Here is an 18,574-nt window from a genome sequence, read left to right on the forward strand (position 1 = left end):
GTTTTTGTAGGTAATTTTCTATTTTTATAACCTACGTATCAGCTAGTAATAGCTGCAATCGAGTTCGAGATATATCTTGGGGAGTCTTTTACTTTAGCACCCGTTTGTATTATAAGGATTTTATTTAGTTTTTTTACCGATATAAATTATATGCTCTGCCATACTGAGTAAATCTTCTCGTTCACACACCTGCTCAGCTAAATCCAGCCAAGCATTTATAACTTTAGGGCGTTGTCTTAGAAGTTCAGGCTCACGTAGATACAAAAAACTTTCGCAATTAAGCAAGTGAAGTTTTTCTAGGTTAAATTGACTGAATAAAGGAAGTACATTTTTTGGTGATATAAAAAAGTTATCCGAAAACCCTTGTCCCGCAAAGTTTTCATCTTCCACCAAACTATTTAGCTGAGATTTCCGTTCTTCATCTAATATTAATTCGGGATTTCGTATGAGATAATCCCATACGAAAGAATAGGAAGAAACAAATGCCACAAATATAGTTCCATTTGGTTTTAGTTTTATTTCGGTCATCCTCACTTTTGAGATGATACATCGGTCCCATACAAAGAATGTGGTCAAATCTACTGTTGCCTAAAGATGATAAGTCACGTGCGTCTAAACACAAACCTTTCAATGAAAGACCGAGCTCCTTTGCTTTATTCAATGCATAATCAATATTATTTTGGGATAGATCTGCTAAAGTCACATCATATCCACGTTCAGCAAGATAAAGTGAATATTTACCTGGTCCACCGCCAAGGTCCAACACTTTATCATTTGGTTTAATATAACGGTTCATAAAGCGTTTACTAAGTTCATACTCCACTTTATGACGTTCAAGGCGCTCCCACTCATAATTTACTGTTTCGTCGTAAAATTTTCTCACAATTTCTAAGTCATCCATATATATCCCCCTGTATTTTATATTTCCACAATCCTGCTCCGTTAGCACGATAAGCGATAAAAACTGTTCAGCTATCGCCCCCGTTTGTTGAATACTTGATTTCGAGATACTTTACCCAGCGAGTTTATTTTAAAAGTACTTCCTCAATTTTTTTCGTAATATCGAAAGGACCAGATTCGATATTGGAAGGTATAACCATCTTCAAATTAGATTCAGGGTAAATAGAAGATCTAAAGCTGACACCTGGATCATACCCCATCACATGATATTTATATATTTGCTGCATCCTTTTGTTCATCCATACACCGTAACCATAATGGATTTCTCCATTTACATGAACATGCGGTTTAAGCATTTTCATTGTCGTCTCTTCATTCAAAAGTTTAAAGTTAAATAACGATTCCCACAATTTAATCATATCGGCTGCTGTAGTAAATGCACCACCATCAGACCCACCTTTTTTAGGAATAGAATAAATATTTGTTCTCCAGGTATTATCTTTATTGTTATCAATGTATCCTTTTGCTGTGTTCTCGGGTAGTTGGTCCAAAGAGAAATACCCTGAATCTAACATATTGCACTTAAAAAAGACTTCTTTTTCTATGTATTCTGTAAAAGGCATTCCTGTTTGTTCTTCCAAAATCAGACCTAAGAGAATATATCCTGCATTATTATAATGGAAGCTATCCCCTGGCTTGAAGTTCATTGGTTCAGCTTGAAATAGAGGTAAAAAATCTTTAAGAGTATTGATTTGATAAACAGGATAGTCCTTCCACAAATCTTCATAATCACTCATCTTTTCTTCATCAAAGTAATCAGGTATGCCAGATGTATGTGTTAAAAGATGATGGATCGTAATCTCTTTATCGAAGTTTTGAAATTCTAGATCTAAGCAGTCAACTAAACGAGTCTCGAAATTTATTAAACCTCTTTCGACTAACTGTGAAATCCCGATAGCCGTAAATAACTTACATCCAGACGCTATCCCAAAACGGGTGTCCATATTGTTCAGCCTTTTTTCAGACCTGTCCGCATAGCCAAAGGACAAATTCGTTACATCCCCGTTATGTTTCACATGTACCACACCTGAAAAATCAATCTTATCGCCTATGTTAGTGATTATATTGTTTAATTCACTGTTCCCCATCATTTTTCCCCTCCGCATTGTTTCGCAATTTCAACTATTAAGTTAATTACAGTTTACGCTTCTTAGAGCTTCGGTTAAATACTCAAAATGATTATGAAAAAAACTCACCATAGAAAAGGGCTACCTTTAACAATGTAGCCCTCTATTTCAACCTCATTTAATTTCTTTGGTAAACAATATTCTTGATTGTTTCGGCAGAAAGAAAATATTCCTCAGATATCTCATCAATATTTATACCCAATTTGAATTTTTCTTTAATAATGCGATTCCTTTGATCTAACCTTCTTCTACTACCAGAATGTGTCCCCCACTTCTGATAGTCACTTTTATCCTTAGGTATATAAATCGTCTTACCTTGAACGTATTTTTGTAACTCTTCCAATAGTTCTGGAGGTAGTATACTTTCAGCTTTAACATAACTCATTTCTTTTGCCCCTTATAAGATATTTAAATTAGATATCACAAGGTGCAAAGCCTAAAAAGGTAGAAATGGTTACTAATAGCGAGCGACTTCTTATATCCTCACGCAAAGTATCGCTATACCTTATTAGACTTTGCATGAGGCATTAGCGATTTAGCAAATGAAATAACTTGTCTAATTTCAATCCCTCCCAACATTTTCAATTCAAACATATCAAATGAACAGTTCCTTTTCCATTTGTTCACTGGAAATGTATGCTATCAGTAAAAGAAAAAACGACCTCCGTATTTAACTAAAGCCCCCTCGTATAATACTTATAAGAGCTCTTCCTAGAGGAATTTCCAGTTGGATCCGGATCCCAGAAAGCCTCTTTGTATGTTTGATCCATGGAAGTATATCGGGACCCTGAGTTGGCATTCGCTTCCTCATTCACATCCGATATGATTTTGGCTGTTTGCCCTCGTGAATGAGGAAGCGAAGCCTCTCTACTTTAATGAATCTTAATGCGTCTCTTGGAGGAAGTGGCCTTCCTCCAGCTTATTAATCATGCCTAAAACTTCATATAGGGAAATGTCGGAGGATGGGTGATGATCCATGGGTTACCTCCGGCATTTATTTTTCCTAGCTTTTCAGACCTGCCTGCCGGACAATTAAGGGGACAAGTTTTTTTCAGGAGATAGCTAAGCTCCCTTGCGGCCATTACGGACTGCTTAAAAAGCCTGCTACCCATCGTTCATCACGAAAGGTCTAACCACTAGTTGCGCCGTATCGAAGAAGGAATGTAGCGATGAATGGACTTCTTCAATAGCGAGTGCTGATGACGAGGAAGACGTCGATGATTCCGGTGGGCACCCAGGTCTGAAAGAACCTTGATTATTGATAATGAGGAGGTGATTGGTATGTCTCAATTGCTTGTCGGTATAGACGTAAGCTTAAAATCTCATCATGTCCATTTCATGAAAGAGGATGGAGCTTCGCTCCAAGAATTCTCGATTCCCAATAATCAAGAAGGGGCGAGACTCTTGCTTCAGAAAGTCATGACCTATCGAGAAAAGGCAAAGGTGAAGGATGTGAAGGTTGGGCTCGAAGCCACATCCAATTACGGTTGGCATCTCGCCCATTTCCTTCATGACCACTTGTGTTCATCTGACGATGAATCCTTTTCTCCAGCTATTTACGTTCTTAACGCGCGAAAAGTCAGTCGTTTCAAAAAGGGCTATGATACGCTGCCCAAGAACGACCGAATTGATGCCTGGGTCATCGCGGACCACTTGCGATTCGGACGTCTACCCCATGCCATGAAAGAAGTTGCTCAGTATGAAGCCCTCCAGCGATTAACGAGGACACGATTTCATCTCGTTAAAGATATCGCTCGCCATAAGACCTATATCATGAATCAGGTCTTCTTAAAGTTTAGCGGGATCACGCAAGAGTCCCCGTTTTCCAATACTTTTGGCGTTACCAGTATGGCGGTGATTCAAGAACTCGAACCGGAGGTCATCGCACAAATGTCGCTTGAAGAACTCATGCATTTCATTCAGGAGAAGGGGAACAATCAATTCCGAGAACCTGAAGAAGCTGCCAAATTTCTTAAAAAGATCGCTCGTGATTCCTTCCGTCTCCATCCGAACATGGAAGACGCCGTGAATGTTTCGCTAAGTATCATGGCCAGTACGATTCAACACTTGACTTCCCAAGTGAAACGTTTGGATAAAGAGATACAAAAAGTGATAAAAGCCATTCCGGAAACGTTGACCTCTATCAAAGGTATTGGTCCTGTATATTCCGCTGGTCTAATCGCAGAAATCGGAGATATTCAGCGATTCAAAGATCACCATGCCCTCGCTAAATATGCGGGATTGGTATGGAATCAACATCAATCAGGTGAGTATGAATCGGAAAGTACATCTCGAATGCGAACCGGAAATAAGTATCTGCGATACTATTTGATTCAAGCTGCCGATACGATCCGAAAGCATGATTCGGAGTATCGTGCCTTCTATCTGAAGAAGTTTCATGAAGTTCCCAAGCACCAACACAAACGAGCCCTCGTCTTAACCGCAAGAAAATTGATCCGGTTGGTTTACTCGCTACGTAAAACCAACCAACTCTATCTTCCACCCGAAAGGAGGAACTCTTAATTTAAGAGAGCCATCCACGGGTTCATTCACTTCCTTTTTTTAACAGATGGAAGGGAGCTTCTTTAGTGATGTGTTTTTTAGATACTTCTTGCATACCTAGCAAAATAATTTCCAATTCGATATCAATTTACAGTTGACATTATACCACTAGGCTTTAGCGAAAGATTCAGTTTCAAGATAAACAATATAAATAACATTTATTTATAAACATCCTAAAAAAACTCTTTACCTTGACGTTGCGTAAAGGTGTATATTAAGAATGTCAGGAGGTGAGCAGATGGAATATACGGTGAAAAAATTAGCAAAATTAGCTGGAGTCAGTTCCAGAACTTTACGTTATTACGATGAAATCGGGATTCTTAAGCCGGCAAGAATCAATTCTTCGAGATATCGTATCTATGGTCGAAAAGAGGTAGATCAACTGCAGCAAATATTGTTCTATCGTGAACTCGGTTTAGAACTGGAGAAAATAAAAAAAATTATAACCTCTTCCTCTTTCGACCCGGCTCAAGCACTTTTGGATCACCGAAGAAAGCTACTGGCAAAACGAGCACAGCTCGATCAATTGATTGACAGCGTGGATAAAACAATCGCTGCCTCAGAAGGGAGGATCACTATGCAGGATAAGGAAAAGTTTGACGCATTCAAGCAAAGACTCGTGGATGAAAACGAGAAAAAATATGGCAAAGAGGTTAGGGAAAAGTACGGAAATAATACTGTTGAGAAATCTAATCAACAAGTACTGAAAATGTCTGAAGCCGAATATGAAGAAGTTCAGAGACTAGAAAAAGAAATGAAAGATGAATTGAGCAAAGGGTTAAAAACAGGAAACCCAGCGAGCGAAGCAGCTCAAAAAGCTGCTGCTCTCCATCGCCAATGGCTAAGCTTCTTTTGGGTAAAATATACCCTTGAAGCACATGCAGGAATAGCGCAAATGTATGTGGATGATGAACGTTTCACAGCTTATTACGATGATGAGGAACCCGGTACAGCTAAGTTTCTCCGTGACGCTGTACAAATTTATACAGGGGCTAAGTAAGAATAACGGAGGAAGTCACACCCCAGTAGCTTCCTCTTTTTTTAGACTTTTTTATAGTTAAGGATAGACCTCACCCAAAAAAGCTTCCAATTCCCAAATATTCCACCTACGAGTGAAAAGAGTTATTGCTGCTATCCATTATTACTAATTATATTAACCATAGTAAGACCAACTAATATTCCTATTAAAAGAATTAACTACGATTTTAGATTTAATTTAATGGTGCCAGCCCCCTTATTACTACAGAAAAGTCTAATGAAAAATTCTAAAACCTCCAATAAAATTTTAAGCTCTGCTCATAATTAGTTCCAATTATTTCAAAACCACCTATTTACTCAGCCTTTTTATAAATAAAACATGAGTTATCTCGAAACTGAGTCTTCCACAATCCTGCCCCTTAGCAAAAAAGCGATTGCTCTTATTGAACAATGGTTAGCAATAGGTAAGCGTTTGAAGTTATCTCCAGCTTTTCCCCTGCTCCACACCGAACGTGCTAGTTTCCCAGCATTCGGCGCTCCATCTAAAGATATGTACTAAATTATAACTTTTCGAGACTGGATGCGTCGATCCCTTCCACCCCACATACCTTTCGGTATTGATTGATTTTATCTAAGATCAATCGATTCTGTGGTAATTGTTTGAGATAAACCTTTATCTTCTCTATATCTTTTACATGAATCAGTCGATGAATTATGAAGAATACGCAGGTTTTTAAATTGGTCGCTTCCTCCAAGATTCTTTGGCATATAGTGGTGACAGTGAACATCTGAAGCGTGAAGATATTCGCCTGTAATTTCGCATTTCCCCATCTTCATACTATACCGACTAATACGATTATCCAGGTATTCGACACTTCGATTCGGTAAAGAAGACTTCATTAAGTGTCCAATTTCTTTCTGGATATCTGGGCGGATACTTTTGTGTATCTGTTCTCTGCCTTTCTTCGTGTAAAGCGAAAGCTTTGAACTGAAGCTCATCGCATGAAATGTTTTCACATTTCCGATGGGAAATAGATACGTACCATTGATATAGATCGTTTTCGTTCCTAAACTAAAGGTTCTCTTATAAAAAGGCGGTGGCTGAAAAGGATGTTTTAGCGTTCCAATCGGTCGAAGGCGGTTCACTAAAAATGGTTTAAGATCGTAAGCAAGACGTGAAAACACGAGACTTACATGAGTCGCTCGCTTAAAGTATTGGTGAAGTCCTAGAACAAAGCTATTGTAACGATGAATATTCTCAGCAGAAGGCGAAGCTTTCATTCTTCGAATGAGCTTCTTCGCTTCCTGTTTGATTTTCTCACTTTTTTAGAAATGACCCCAGTATGGGCCACTCGTTTCTTACCCTTTTTATTCGCACGAATGGTGAACCCTAAGAACTCAGATTCCCGTTTTCTCAAGTTTACAATTTGAGGTTTTTCTGGAGAGATGTCCAGTTTTAAGCGCTCTTTAAGGTACAGACGTACCGCGTGGTACCACCGTTGCGCTGTCTTTCCATCCCTGCATAGAATTTTAAAATCATCAGCATATCGGACCAGGTATCCCTTTTTCAGGTTCGTTTGTTTTCTCGCTCGCCTTCTGGCATCATCTGAGCTGTAAGGTTTCATCAGAGGAAATACTTCCCACTGATCCGCAACCCATTGGTCTAGATCATTTAAGACGACATTGGAGAGTAATGGTGACAGGATACCACCCTGAGGCGACCCTTTTTCTGGAACACCTTCACCATCAATTTCCGACTTGATCATTTTAGAAATACAAGCCAGTACCTTACGGTCTTGAATGCCGATATTCCATAGTTGCTTCTTCAATAGACGATGATTCACGTTATCAAAGAAACTTTTAATATCTACATCAACGACGTAATGTAGTTGACCGTGATTGATCAATGATTGTGTCCTTGCCATAGCATGATGAGCAGATCGTAGAGGTCTGAAACCATAGCTATGTTTAAAGAATTGAGATTCTACAATCGGTTCGAGAGCTTGTTTGAAGCATTGTTGGATCACTCGATCCAAGATGCATGGAATCCCAAGGGGTCTCCATTTTCCGTTCTCTTTTTCAATCCATTCTCTTCGAACTTTCTTCGGGTGATAGTTTCTAAGTTTGGTTCGGACTTCGTTTACCAGATCTTTTTCGGATAGCTCTTTCATGTCATCGCTGGTCTTCCCATCGGTTCCTGGTGTTTTTGATCCCTTATTGGTTTTAATCATGCGGAAAGCGAGCAGGATGTTTTCTCTCGATATGATGGTTTCATATAACTGAGAGAACGTATTTCCCTGACTCGCTTTTTCATGAAGATCCGTAAAGGTCTCCGTCATATTATAATAATCCCAGTTTCGCAGCGTTGACACTGTGGCATCCCTCCTTTGGAGGGATGTTCCCACGTTCCTACCCGATCGGTGCCATTCACGTTAGGAAAATAATCGTTTCATACTCTAGACTTGGGGCTATTCCTCCACTTCCATTACAGAAGTTTCATCAGTCATTCCCCTACCCTCACAAGAATAAATGCTTTTCAGCATAACTTTATAGCAACCGTTTCGGGTGACAGCCCTTGATTCAACGTTCCTTGCTTTCCAAGTACCATACAACGTAGCTATCCATACTAAACGTAGATGCTTCCTTTAAGCCTGTGAGCTGGATACCGCCATCGTTCGGTATAGCGTCTTTCAGAGGGGGCAGTTTTACTCCACACCACTCACGTCATCGTAAGATGACACGTAAGTTTCCTTACGTTCGAATCTTTAGACCCTTACCTTCGGAAGTTCGTCGGTTCCTATCTCAAGGAACCATTCTCATCTTATCTAGTTTTTCAGCCGTGGGGCATATCCGTCAGCATACCCAATGGCTTCAGCCTTCGTTCTGCCCAATCTACCTGTGCTTCACACCCTAAGACCTGCCCGTCTTAGCGCATGCAGGAGTGTTGACGGGATGGTTTCCGGAAACATGGATCCATCATTCCCATCCTCCGTTGTACCGTTGAAGTTTATTAAAATAAACTTCCTGCCTTTCACGCTGAAAAGCGTTTATAGCAGAGCTTGTCGCGCGCCCCCTATTGTTGAAGAATTGTTTTCGAGATACCCTGCATTAAATGAGCACTAACCCTGTACTAATAGAGGGAAATAGATCTCTACTCTAAAATATTATACTTCTTAAGTATTTTTATATAGAAGGCCGATACCATAAACCCAAATAAATAGATGAAAAGTGTCCAGAAAATGTTCCAACCATGTGAATAGATAATTTTACCCACCCAAACCCCCACAAGTTCCATAAAAGCGGTAATGAGCGTGAATAAAATAATAAGGAGAGGTGTATTGATTATTTCCTTTGCTTTTATATAACCAAACAAAACGGACAATAGGGGGAAGTAACCGACTTTGAAAGGAAACGCTGACAAAGAATTGTTCTGCTCATAAGTCGGAGTAACTTCCCAAAAAAGTCCAAAACCCCAATCACTGCCCACAAATGCAATAGCTACACCTAGTGGATACATCAATATGATTACCACTGGATTTTTTATAAATAAATAACCGATCGTTACCCAGGGAATAACTAGACCGACCACTATATTGATCCACATATCTGGGAACTCCTTTTACTTTTTTATTTTAATGTTCCCAGGCAAGAGTTATTTTATTAAGTAAGATATCTCGAATTCAAGAATTCAAACCTTCCACAATCCTGCCCATGAGTTAAAAAAAGGGAGCGTCTATATTGAACAAACGCCCCCTATTGTGGAAGACTTGATTTCGAGATATCTTGGAGCAGAACTTAAACTAAAGCCCCCATCAGTTTAATACATCAGGGGGAGAAACTTCATTATTGTTTTTATCGAACAAAGTTAACTCTGTGGGGAAAGGTCTTTCAATATAAACAATTGTATTAGTGACCAAGTAGATCCGCTATTAAATACACCGTCTGGGAACTAAAAATTGTAATAGAAAGATTATTCTCTTTTCGTTTTCCCAATTACAGTACCCTTAACCAGCCAATCGTTTCTTGTTAATTTCATGTTTATGGAGTCTATCCATTCCCCCTCGAACTCCAATTCATTTTCATCTACATTTTCTACTACAAATCCAACCTTTTGATATACATGCTTAGCTCTTGGGTTAAAGTCATACACACTCAAAGTTAATTGGTTTAGTTTCGTGTGATTAAATACATAATCTATCATTCGTTGGGATGCTTCCGTCCCTAAACCTCGATTTCTTCCTCTCGGACCAATAAGTATTCTAAAATTCATACTATTACTATTTTCATCATATAAATTGACGACAACTTCTCCTACTAAGATATTTTGGGATTGATCCACGATTGCAAGATCTAAACGATCCGTTTGTTTATTTCTTGTGTTATACCACTCTTGTACCGCATCCTTATCATAATCTGTGGTGCTTCCTGTTAGTTTTATGACTTCGGAATCTTTTAAACATTCCTCTATATAAGGAAAATCCTCCTCTTTAAAAGGTCTAAGAAAAATTTTCTCTCCCACAATCATTGGTTTCTGATTTGAAAATACCATTTCTCTCTCCCTCCATTGCATATACGCTTAAACAAATGGTCACCCCTTAGAATGATAAGTCCCCCTTGACAAAACTACTCAATTATTAGACGTTCGTCTTCCACTTTTGCCCCCTTTACTTGAAGACTCGAATTCAAGATAGTTCAAAAGATCTTTCATTATTTATTAGATATCAATTAACTGTCTTGTTCAAAAAGGTGATGTAATAGCCGATCCTTGTCTTCAAAAAATTGCTTCATTATATTGTAGTGATCGGTGTTCTCTAATTTTGTCTCTTTCATTCCTTCTTCACTAAGTTGAATAATTTTTGAATTTGGATAAGCCATGATTATTGGAGAATGGGTAGATATTATAAATTGAGAACCTTTATTAACAAGTTCATGTATTCGTGAAAGCATAGACATTTGTCTTAAAGGAGATAAAGCAGCTTCTGGTTCATCTAAGATGTATAGACCGTTACCTTGAAAACGGTTAGTAAATGCTGCAAAAAAAGATTCCCCGTGTGATTGTTCATGTAATGAATCTCCACCAAATGAATCAACAATTTTTGGACCAAAAGACGGGGCTCTATCTAACTCTTCAATATTCGTAGCTAAATTGTAAAAAGTTTCAGCTCTAAAGAAAAAATTATCTCTTGCCTTACTAGCCCCCTTGGACAATAGTAAATATTGTTCTAAGATAGAGTGAGAATCATAATTGGAAAAATTAAAATTGAGAGTTCCACCCTCGGGATTAAAGCCAAACTTAATGGCAATACCTTCTAACAGTGTTGACTTACCCATTCCGTTCTCTCCGATAATATAGGTAACATTAGGATGAAATAGCAATTCTTTAAAATTCCTAATAACAGATAAATTAAATGGAAAAGCCTCATATGAATTTATACTTTCTGTTTTTAGGTTTAGTCTTTTAAGGTACTGATTGTCTTTATTCAATATCACTCTGCAACCCCCTCACTCTTATTTACTTCCTAAAGAAATCAACTACTTAATAGAAATTCACTCAAAGCTATAGATTTTAAATTTGTAGTTTTCTGCAATCAGGGCTATACATCAATTCCTGCATAACCCTGGACAAGTGGTTAAGATAGACTGTGTAGCCCTGCATGACCTTACTGGCTACACTTCAAGGATCACTTAGCCACATAGGCCCCATGTCAAGTTACTTAGGCAAAGAATAAATATAATTCAACCCTTATATTGCCGATTGCCATTTCCTACATATTTCTTAATTGCCAAATATATTCAAAATAAAATAATATACCACTATATGACAATAGCCTAATGGTAACATTTTATAAAGTTTATTAGTTTAATTAAAAATGAGAATTCATAGAATTAGATGTTGCATTTAAAAAGGAATAAAGTTACTATTAGGAAGTATTTTACATTTTTGGGAGGTATGTAGTATGAAAAAGCCTATGATTTCTTTAATCAGTGCAAGTATTATTTTTTCTGGATTTTCTCCAAGCTTAACAAACGTCGTTTCTGCTGAAGAACATGACAACAATCCCTCAGTAAATGTTGAACAACAGAAAGAGGGTATTGCTTATGATGAAAAAACTATTTCAGATAAGTTAAGAGAAACATCAACGTTTGCTTTGGTCTTACCATACAAAGAAGGTATTGTGGAGGTTCCTGAAGGTTATGTAGTTTCTTTAATAACCAATCCTCAAACTAATCTTTCTTTCTACAAAATAGAAAGCCAGGTACAAGTTCAAGGATTAAAGAAAACAGCTATCGTCTATGCTTTTCGATATGGAGGTAAAGCCTTAAGTACTGTTTTGGATGTAGTTAGTGACAGTACAGCGAAGTACGTGAAAAAGAATTCCGGTAAGATTGCGGATGCTATAGATGACGCAAGTACAATGATTCATGGTGAGATTTATCAATCTCTCCTCTCTGCTGGGGTTCCAACTTTCTATGCTCGAAATATAGCGTGGGCAATAGATGCATTCCTACTGTAAGAAAGGAAATAGAACATAATGGAAAATAGCCAGTATAAAGAATTATTAGCTGAAATAGAGAAATTAAAGTTTCACAACCGCAGTCTCCTTACACTTGTGGGATTACTACATGACGATAAAATGAAAGAGCCTACTATACATGAAACAGTAGTTACGTATGATTTATCAAAAAAAGATTTGAGAGAACTTACAAACCTTATTCAAAATTACGATGGTAATAACTTTGCTTTGGAACAAAAAGCAATAAAAATTAACCCGACCTTTAATAGGACTAACATAATTTCTATTGTTAAATCGCTTGTAGTCTCGGGTTTATTTAAAGAAAAGAGCTTAGAAATCTTAGAATCATATAAGTAATTATTTAGTTTTTAGATCTTTACATAGTTTGTAAAGATCTTTTTTTTGGGATTTCGAAATTAATTAGTATATTTATCCATTTATCAAATTTTCTTGAAGTTAAATCTTCCACTATCCTACTTGTTTTAAAAATAAGAGAAAAAGCTGAAGATCAACTATACTATCTTCAGCTATCGCCCCCGTTTCTGTAATACTCGAATTCGAGAAATATTTTGAGAAATCTTTACTTTAGCACCGTTAATACAATAAGGGTGACTGTATTCTATTTATATGTCTTTGCAAATGTCGAAGGTGAAAATGAAACTTTATACTTTCCTTCAAGTTCTTTCTGTACTTTTTCTGTTAGTTTCAATCCTTCTTTATTATGCTCTTCTTCAAGTTCAACGGCATTAGGTACTATTCCATCTTTGTCCCAATCAATCCATACACCATACTTCCCAATCCATTTTATTAACTCCAACTTCAAATCGTATTTAATTGAAATCTCTTCTATGTCAAGGTTACAATTACACCGATTACACCAAATAGGGTCTGCTCCCTTAATTCATTTGTTTCCTGTTGTTTACAAAGACATCTCATAGTGTATTCCATCTCCATTTATTAAAGTAAACCACCCCTTTAGTGATCATCCTTATTAAACGATTGCCCCCTATTACGGAAGACTCGAATTCAAGATACTTCTTATGTTATCTTTTCTAAAGTCCTGTCTATTTAATAGAAGGTACTTATTACTTTGATAAACCATTTAATTGTTCCCATTCACTTAAATACATTCTTTCTGTCAGATTATTAGGATTACCAATTTTGCAGATGAACTCTAAACTATTTCCATCTGGATCATTAAAATGTATCTTTGCATGTCCAAAACCCTCATTAGGGTTAGGCATCACAAAAGGTTCGGAAGGCTCAAATCCAAAAGCTTTTCTCGGTTTATAACCTCTATTTGTTAGCCAACTAACCGAGTTTTTTAACCCCTGTAATGATACTTCAAAAGCTATGTGTCTAAGCGAAGGATGATACTCCACCTCAACTTTATCGGTTTGCCATAATCCAAGCCAACTCTGGTCTTTTACAATCCATAAAAATGCTAATTTATCTTCCACTTTATGATCAAACTCCAAACCAAGCCCTTCATAAAATTCAACCGACTTTGTTAAATCACTTACTGGCAAATGTGCTTCGTAAAGACCTTTAATCAATGAAAATACCTCCAATAATTTCATATGTATGTTAACTACAGTCCTACAATACTGTTTAGGAAAGAGATAACCATTTACGCAGTATGCCCCTTTTATTGAAAACTTGAAATCGGGAGATCTTTTAATTATTTAATCGCTTTCCAAATTGTCCATCTATCTTTCTCGATTATGCTCTTATTATATGAAAGTGACTTATCTACATGATTAATAAATATCCTCAATTCATTATCATCTAGTCCTTGTAAAATACTTCTTCCGGTTCGCTCACTTAAATCTTTTAGCAATTGATTTTTGGTAGGATACACTTTTCTTGTTTCCCACACCTTTACTTCCTCAATTTTTCTAAATCCAACTTTCTTCAAAGTCTTCAATACGAATTGACTGGTATACCTGCGACTTACCTCTTTATCGATTAATCTTGGAAATAATTCAAAAAGATATCCTCTGATATGATTATCGTTGCCTTTTAGTAGACAATCATCAGGGGTACGGTCCTGCACAATATAATATCCCTCATCATTGAGTATTCGATAGGCTTCTTTAAAGCAATTTTGTAATTCATCCAGATGATGTATTAATGCTCTTTCAAGTACTAAATCAAAATTGTTGCTATGTAATCCAGTATCGTAAGCACTCCCATATCTGAAAGATATGTTTTTATTATCCTTACAGTTTATTGTTGCACCCTCAAGTATTTCTTCAGAAAAATCTATGCCAGTGACAGAAGCTACCCCCATGCCCGCTAACGCCTTAGAATAGATTCCTCCTCCGCATCCAATATCTACAGCTTTTGATACATTCTCGAAAGGTACAAGTTGTTTTATTGTCTTCTTCCATGAGCTGTCTGCAGTGCGAGTAGTATATGTGAAACGATTCTTTTTACTATGGAAATCAATCCCCATCATACATACCTCTTTTCCAAAAATATCATGCTTTACGACATACAAGGTAATTCTTATATAACCAGCTTACGGCATCCTTAAGATCATTTGCTATGTAATCTATTTTAATATCCTTTAATTTATCGAAGTGTTCAATTAAAGAAGAATCGCCAGCTCCGGTCCTGACTAAAATTGATATACTTCCTACCTTTGATGCAGCAGCCATATCACTCCAACGATCTCCAATCACTACGCAATTCTCAAGGACTAAATCATAATCTTTACTCGCTTTAGTCAGCATTCCTGTATTTGGTTTCCTGCATATGCAGCCTGCATTATGATCATGGGGACATATATAAACATCATCAAACCCAAACGCAATTAACTCCTCTTCAAATTCTTTATGTGTAGCTAACCCCCTTGATATCCCAGGCTGATTGGTAAAAGAGAATATCCTAATTTCATCTCTTTTTAATCTATTGATCTCATATGCGGTGTAAGGAAAAAGTTCAAATACTCCGGGGTAGTGGACGGTATCGTCCCCACCAATTGTTCCATCTCTGTCTAAAAAAACTGCATCTATCTTTTTCACATAATTTCTCCCTTTCTACTATATCTCTACCAATTATTTCAAAACAACGTTGAATCCGCAATCAATCCCGCAAAAAAACACCTTCTTATCGAAGGTGTGTTTCTAAAAGTACTTTGTATAAAAATCTTGTCTTAGTTTTCCACTCAGTTGAGCATAAACCTTTGTCGTCTCACTCTTTTCGTGACCAAGCAAACTTTGGATAACGTCGATAGGAGCTCCGTTGTTTATCATATGGGTTGCATAGCTATGCCTTAATTGATGAGGATGAATGGTTTTATTGATGCCCGCTCGACTGGAAATTCTTTTAATAATATACCTGATCAAGTCAATACTCATCCTTTTTTGCGGTCTTCTTTCTGTCAGGAATAAACAAGGGTTGGAATCTGTCCGTTCTTCTAAATATCGCTTTAACCATAAGGAACAGCGAGTGTTAAAGTAAACTTCTCGTTCTTTATTGCCTTTACCTTGTACGATAACAGCGTTGCTATAAAAGTTGATATCTTCCCTATTCAACTTTACCACTTCACCTATACGACACCCAGTTGAATAAAAGAACTCAAACAAAGCATTTTCTGCAGGTGACTGACAAGCTTCTCTCAGGTATTCGATTTCTATTTCAGAGAGAAATTTTGGGATTCTCCTACCATCCTTTGGTTCTTTTAATTTCATAGCAGTATTTTTTTCAATTAAGCCTTCATCAAAAGCCCATTTAAATAATGAACGGATACAACGTATGCGATGCCCCAGGCTCGAAGGTTTAAGATGGCCACCAGCTTCTAAGAGATAAGTTTTCAGTTGTTCCGTCTGAATCAAATTAATATCAATATCCCCAAAGTGACTTAATAGCTTCTGGTATTGAATGCGGTAAGTTTTTAAAGTTAATGGAGAGTATCCTTCAATTTTTTTATCCAATTCGAACTTCTCCCAAGTTTCTGATAGCAGCACCTTATTCACTCTCCCACTAGTAATCAAGCAATCTTGATTCTAGTATGGGCAAGGAAAGAAATTCATATACTCGAGTTATTCAATAATACCGGTTTGGGATACTTAGCTAAAGGGCGTGTTATTACAGTACTTAAAAGGGAATTAATATTCCATTAAAGCCCCCTATTCTTGAAGACTCGAGTTTGAGATATTTTTTTGAAATAAATTCTAAACTAACTCTCCCGTTAGCCCTTTAATAGAACACTTGGTTGATTTCAAAGTAAGAAATAGTTGAGTGAAAGGAGTACATTATTTATAAAGTTGTCTACGTTTTTCCAATCCATAATTAACTGATAATAATGTCCTGAAAGTCTTCAACCTGGCTTTCAAACCATAAAATGTATAGGCAGCATCAATAGTATTTAGCAACAGAGTAGTGGCCATATTTATATGCATATTCGTATCTTTAAAATTTTCAAGAATAGAAATTTCGTTTGGATCGAACTTCCACCTATTCATTACGTCTAAAGCATGGACTTCTGAAGACATTAATCTATAATAAATTTCATAATCTGCCTGCATTCCAAGTTTAATACATAATTGTTGAAAGTTCCGTGTCTTTCCATCTAAATTATACCATTCTTGATTTTCGTTTCTTAATTCGAATACATCAGCATACCTCTTTTTAAGTTGTTCTAATTCTTCACTTAGTTCATTAATTGGACTTTCATTTAAGAACTTATCCCTATCAATATCTAACCACTCTCTTATCTTTCTTCCAGTTTTGTTTTCTGCTATTACACTTTGATACATTTTATAACCTCTATATTTCACAAATGCATTGTATGACCTCCCATATATTTTGTTATGTTCTGATAATAGCAATTTCAAATATACAGACAGTTCGAATATGCTCCTTGAAATTGAATCAATGTAATCGCTTTTATTTTCAATTAAACATTTTAAGGTTTCTGCTTTTTTAGCCATATCTTCAATGAAGGCGATTGTAACCACATCCTGTACATCCATTACAATTTCCTTTTGTGCAAAACGCTCTTTTATTATTACTTCCTTTGCAGCACTAGCTTCATCTATAGCTTTGTTCAAAAATTTCAAAACTCTACCCCCTTTTTTCAAACTTCAGTATTTGTAATAAAATCTGAATTAGAGTAAATGTATACTTGGAAAAAGTTACTCTTAATAGATTGCTTTAATAGCGTTGTCGTAAATATTTTTCTTGAAAAATCGCTAAGTAGGTAATCCCATGCCATTCTCCATTTCTAAATAAGTGGTCTTTTAGTTCTCCTTCTTTTTCAAAACCTAAACGCTCATACAAATTAATGGCCCTTTGGTTAAAGGAAAATACCCTTAAATAAACCTTATGTAAGTTCAATTCAGAAAAACTATAGTTCAAAAGCAGTTTCATGGCCTCTGTGCCATAGCCTTGACCCCAATAATCTACATTACCAATGTCGATGATACATTCAGCATTGCGATTCTTGTAATCAATATTGACAAGAGATACAATTCCTATCGGTTTATCGTTCTCGTTCACTTCAATGATATAACTTTTAGATGAGTTCGAATGGCAAATACTTTGTATAAATGCTTCTGTTTCTTTTAAAGTATGGACATCCAGCTCTGGGTTTGTGTTTTCCATCACATCCATATTGTTTCTCCAGTCATAATAGGTAACTGCGTCACTTTCTGTTAGCTTTCTTAAATGAATACGATCAGTAGCAAACATAATTTCCCCCCTGGTTATTTATATGGTCTAAGATAATTTCTACTTCTACTATCCCAGCTTTTTAACGGTTTCCTTTATATTTTCGGTTAATTGGGAAGTAAATGTAACTCGTTGCTTTTCTTTCATCGTTTTGTCATTCATTGCAAGGAAATCTATGGCACTCCATGTTTTGGCCAGATATATGTGGTTGACTAATTCTTTCCGTGAATAAGGGAATACCATATGGCATCTTTCCATACAGAAAGGTACTTTACTGCTATTTCATTCTCAAGCCATCCATCGTTACTACCAAATCCCGGCATGGTGATAGCTAAATCAATAGCTGGATGACCATAACCGATACGTTCAAAATCATATAAAACTAATTCACCGTTTTTTCTGATCCCCCAATTTGTCGAGTTTGGGTCTCCTGAGATTAAAAAACTCGAGTGGAAGAGAGTCTGTGTTAGCTCTTTGAGGATGTCGATGTGTTCCAGTATGTCATGAGGCAGGTATGAAGGATTTTTTCAATTGAATGATCATTCCAATAAAACGGGTAGGGATCATTTATCCTTATTGGTTTATTTCGACTCTTCATATGTAACCGGGCTAGATGAGCTAATTGTTTGAGTATTGCGGACAGATTGAGCCATCAGTGCGGTGATTTGAGCCACTATTTGCGGTCAACTGAGCCATTAAGTGCGGGGGTGAGAGCCACTCTTATTAATGTAGCTAATAATATAAACAACCACT

18 protein-coding genes and 1 pseudogene are annotated in these 18,574 nt (G+C 36.8%); 4 read left to right on the plus strand and 15 right to left on the minus strand.

The genetic code is table 11. From position 1 onward, the window contains the following. Positions 1 to 120: 120 nt before the first annotated feature. From ACGTN9_RS10165 to ACGTN9_RS10180, 4 genes are all read right to left on the minus strand, one after another. Positions 121 to 390 carry a hypothetical protein gene (locus ACGTN9_RS10165; RefSeq protein ID WP_499592413.1) on the minus strand — a complete coding sequence of 90 codons (270 nt, stop codon included), beginning with the start codon at positions 388 to 390 and terminating at the stop codon, positions 121 to 123. Between the two features lie 28 nt (positions 391 to 418). Then, positions 419 to 901 carry a class I SAM-dependent methyltransferase gene (locus ACGTN9_RS10170; RefSeq protein ID WP_499592414.1) on the minus strand — a complete coding sequence of 161 codons (483 nt, stop codon included), beginning with the start codon at positions 899 to 901 and terminating at the stop codon, positions 419 to 421. Between the two features lie 124 nt (positions 902 to 1,025). After that, entirely contained in the window at positions 1,026 to 2,051 is a 1,026-nt protein-coding gene (locus ACGTN9_RS10175) for a serine hydrolase domain-containing protein (protein WP_499592415.1), read from the minus strand. A 154-nt stretch (positions 2,052 to 2,205) separates the two neighbouring features. Continuing rightward, positions 2,206 to 2,472, minus strand: a complete 267-nt coding sequence (locus ACGTN9_RS10180) for a CD3324 family protein (RefSeq protein ID WP_085505204.1) — start codon at positions 2,470 to 2,472, stop codon at positions 2,206 to 2,208. 896 nt (positions 2,473 to 3,368) lie between these two features. Between ACGTN9_RS10180 and ACGTN9_RS10185 the strand changes: the two genes are divergently transcribed. After that, a complete protein-coding gene (locus ACGTN9_RS10185; protein WP_499592416.1) occupies positions 3,369 to 4,610 on the plus strand; it encodes an IS110 family RNA-guided transposase in 1,242 nt (413 codons plus the stop codon). Positions 4,611 to 4,887: 277 nt separating this feature from the next. After that, positions 4,888 to 5,649, plus strand: a complete 762-nt coding sequence (locus ACGTN9_RS10190; protein ID WP_085505203.1) for a MerR family transcriptional regulator — start codon at positions 4,888 to 4,890, stop codon at positions 5,647 to 5,649. Positions 5,650 to 6,187: 538 nt separating this feature from the next. Here ACGTN9_RS10190 and ltrA read toward each other — a convergent pair. From ltrA to ACGTN9_RS10210, 4 genes and pseudogenes are all read right to left on the minus strand, one after another. Then, positions 6,188 to 7,999 (minus strand): annotated as a pseudogene (gene ltrA / locus ACGTN9_RS10195) (group II intron reverse transcriptase/maturase). Positions 8,000 to 8,778: 779 nt separating this feature from the next. Further along, complete coding sequence (locus ACGTN9_RS10200; protein ID WP_085505202.1) at positions 8,779 to 9,231, minus strand: hypothetical protein; 453 nt, start codon at positions 9,229 to 9,231, stop codon at positions 8,779 to 8,781. Positions 9,232 to 9,597: 366 nt separating this feature from the next. Further along, positions 9,598 to 10,176 carry a GNAT family N-acetyltransferase gene (locus tag ACGTN9_RS10205; RefSeq protein WP_085505201.1) on the minus strand — a complete coding sequence of 193 codons (579 nt, stop codon included), beginning with the start codon at positions 10,174 to 10,176 and terminating at the stop codon, positions 9,598 to 9,600. Positions 10,177 to 10,352: 176 nt separating this feature from the next. After that, positions 10,353 to 11,117 carry an AAA family ATPase gene (locus ACGTN9_RS10210; protein ID WP_085505199.1) on the minus strand — a complete coding sequence of 255 codons (765 nt, stop codon included), beginning with the start codon at positions 11,115 to 11,117 and terminating at the stop codon, positions 10,353 to 10,355. Between the two features lie 467 nt (positions 11,118 to 11,584). On the opposite strand from ACGTN9_RS10210, the gene ACGTN9_RS10215 reads away from it, so the two are divergent. Together ACGTN9_RS10215 and ACGTN9_RS10220 are read left to right on the plus strand one after the other, a co-directional pair. Next, positions 11,585 to 12,142: a YqxI family protein gene (locus ACGTN9_RS10215; RefSeq protein WP_085505198.1), complete on the plus strand. Its 558-nt coding sequence runs from the start codon at positions 11,585 to 11,587 to the stop codon at positions 12,140 to 12,142. Positions 12,143 to 12,160: 18 nt separating this feature from the next. Beyond that, positions 12,161 to 12,499, plus strand: a complete 339-nt coding sequence (locus tag ACGTN9_RS10220) for a hypothetical protein (protein ID WP_499592417.1) — start codon at positions 12,161 to 12,163, stop codon at positions 12,497 to 12,499. Positions 12,500 to 12,761: 262 nt separating this feature from the next. Here the strand turns inward: ACGTN9_RS10220 and ACGTN9_RS10225 are convergent, their stop codons facing one another. The 7 genes from ACGTN9_RS10225 to ACGTN9_RS10255 all read right to left on the minus strand — a co-directional run bounded on the left by ACGTN9_RS10225 (position 12,762) and on the right by ACGTN9_RS10255 (position 17,842). Next, the gene (locus tag ACGTN9_RS10225; protein ID WP_499592453.1) at positions 12,762 to 13,043 is read right to left on the minus strand and encodes an immunity protein CdiI family protein; all 282 of its coding nucleotides are present in this window, start codon (positions 13,041 to 13,043) and stop codon (positions 12,762 to 12,764) included. Between the two features lie 184 nt (positions 13,044 to 13,227). After that, the gene (locus tag ACGTN9_RS10230; RefSeq protein ID WP_499592418.1) at positions 13,228 to 13,698 is read right to left on the minus strand and encodes a VOC family protein; all 471 of its coding nucleotides are present in this window, start codon (positions 13,696 to 13,698) and stop codon (positions 13,228 to 13,230) included. Positions 13,699 to 13,823: 125 nt separating this feature from the next. Continuing rightward, positions 13,824 to 14,600: a class I SAM-dependent methyltransferase gene (locus tag ACGTN9_RS10235; protein WP_499592455.1), complete on the minus strand. Its 777-nt coding sequence runs from the start codon at positions 14,598 to 14,600 to the stop codon at positions 13,824 to 13,826. A gap of 25 nt (positions 14,601 to 14,625) precedes the next feature. Further along, complete coding sequence (locus tag ACGTN9_RS10240; RefSeq protein WP_499592419.1) at positions 14,626 to 15,171, minus strand: HAD-IIIA family hydrolase; 546 nt, start codon at positions 15,169 to 15,171, stop codon at positions 14,626 to 14,628. A gap of 102 nt (positions 15,172 to 15,273) precedes the next feature. Next, a complete protein-coding gene (locus tag ACGTN9_RS10245) occupies positions 15,274 to 16,116 on the minus strand; it encodes a tyrosine-type recombinase/integrase (RefSeq protein WP_499592420.1) in 843 nt (280 codons plus the stop codon). A gap of 288 nt (positions 16,117 to 16,404) precedes the next feature. Next, on the minus strand, positions 16,405 to 17,211 hold the full coding sequence (locus ACGTN9_RS10250) for a DUF5677 domain-containing protein (RefSeq protein ID WP_499592421.1): 807 nt from the start codon (positions 17,209 to 17,211) through the stop codon (positions 16,405 to 16,407). A 94-nt stretch (positions 17,212 to 17,305) separates the two neighbouring features. Continuing rightward, entirely contained in the window at positions 17,306 to 17,842 is a 537-nt protein-coding gene (locus ACGTN9_RS10255; protein WP_499592422.1) for a GNAT family N-acetyltransferase, read from the minus strand. Between the last annotated feature and the right edge of the window lie 732 nt (positions 17,843 to 18,574).

This window comes from Halobacillus sp. B23F22_5 (genome assembly GCF_043497085.1).
GTDB lineage: Bacteria > Bacillota > Bacilli > Bacillales > Halobacillaceae > Thalassobacillus.

Bases quoted from the DNA above. Each gene is read 5' to 3' on its own strand.
- ACGTN9_RS10180 (WP_085505204.1), bottom strand. From the start codon at position 2,472: ATGAGTTATGTTAAAGCTGAAAGTATACTACCTCCAGAACTATTGGAA.
- ACGTN9_RS10255 (WP_499592422.1), bottom strand. From the start codon at position 17,842: ATGTTTGCTACTGATCGTATTCATTTAAGAAAGCTAACAGAAAGTGAC.
- ACGTN9_RS10220 (WP_499592417.1), top strand. From the start codon at position 12,161: ATGGAAAATAGCCAGTATAAAGAATTATTAGCTGAAATAGAGAAATTA.
- ACGTN9_RS10190 (WP_085505203.1), top strand. From the start codon at position 4,888: ATGGAATATACGGTGAAAAAATTAGCAAAATTAGCTGGAGTCAGTTCC.
- ACGTN9_RS10185 (WP_499592416.1), top strand. From the start codon at position 3,369: ATGTCTCAATTGCTTGTCGGTATAGACGTAAGCTTAAAATCTCATCAT.
- ACGTN9_RS10205 (WP_085505201.1), bottom strand. From the start codon at position 10,176: ATGGTATTTTCAAATCAGAAACCAATGATTGTGGGAGAGAAAATTTTT.
- ACGTN9_RS10170 (WP_499592414.1), bottom strand. From the start codon at position 901: ATGGATGACTTAGAAATTGTGAGAAAATTTTACGACGAAACAGTAAAT.
- ACGTN9_RS10175 (WP_499592415.1), bottom strand. From the start codon at position 2,051: ATGATGGGGAACAGTGAATTAAACAATATAATCACTAACATAGGCGAT.
- ACGTN9_RS10235 (WP_499592455.1), bottom strand. From the start codon at position 14,600: ATGGGGATTGATTTCCATAGTAAAAAGAATCGTTTCACATATACTACT.
- ACGTN9_RS10200 (WP_085505202.1), bottom strand. From the start codon at position 9,231: ATGTGGATCAATATAGTGGTCGGTCTAGTTATTCCCTGGGTAACGATC.
- ACGTN9_RS10215 (WP_085505198.1), top strand. From the start codon at position 11,585: ATGAAAAAGCCTATGATTTCTTTAATCAGTGCAAGTATTATTTTTTCT.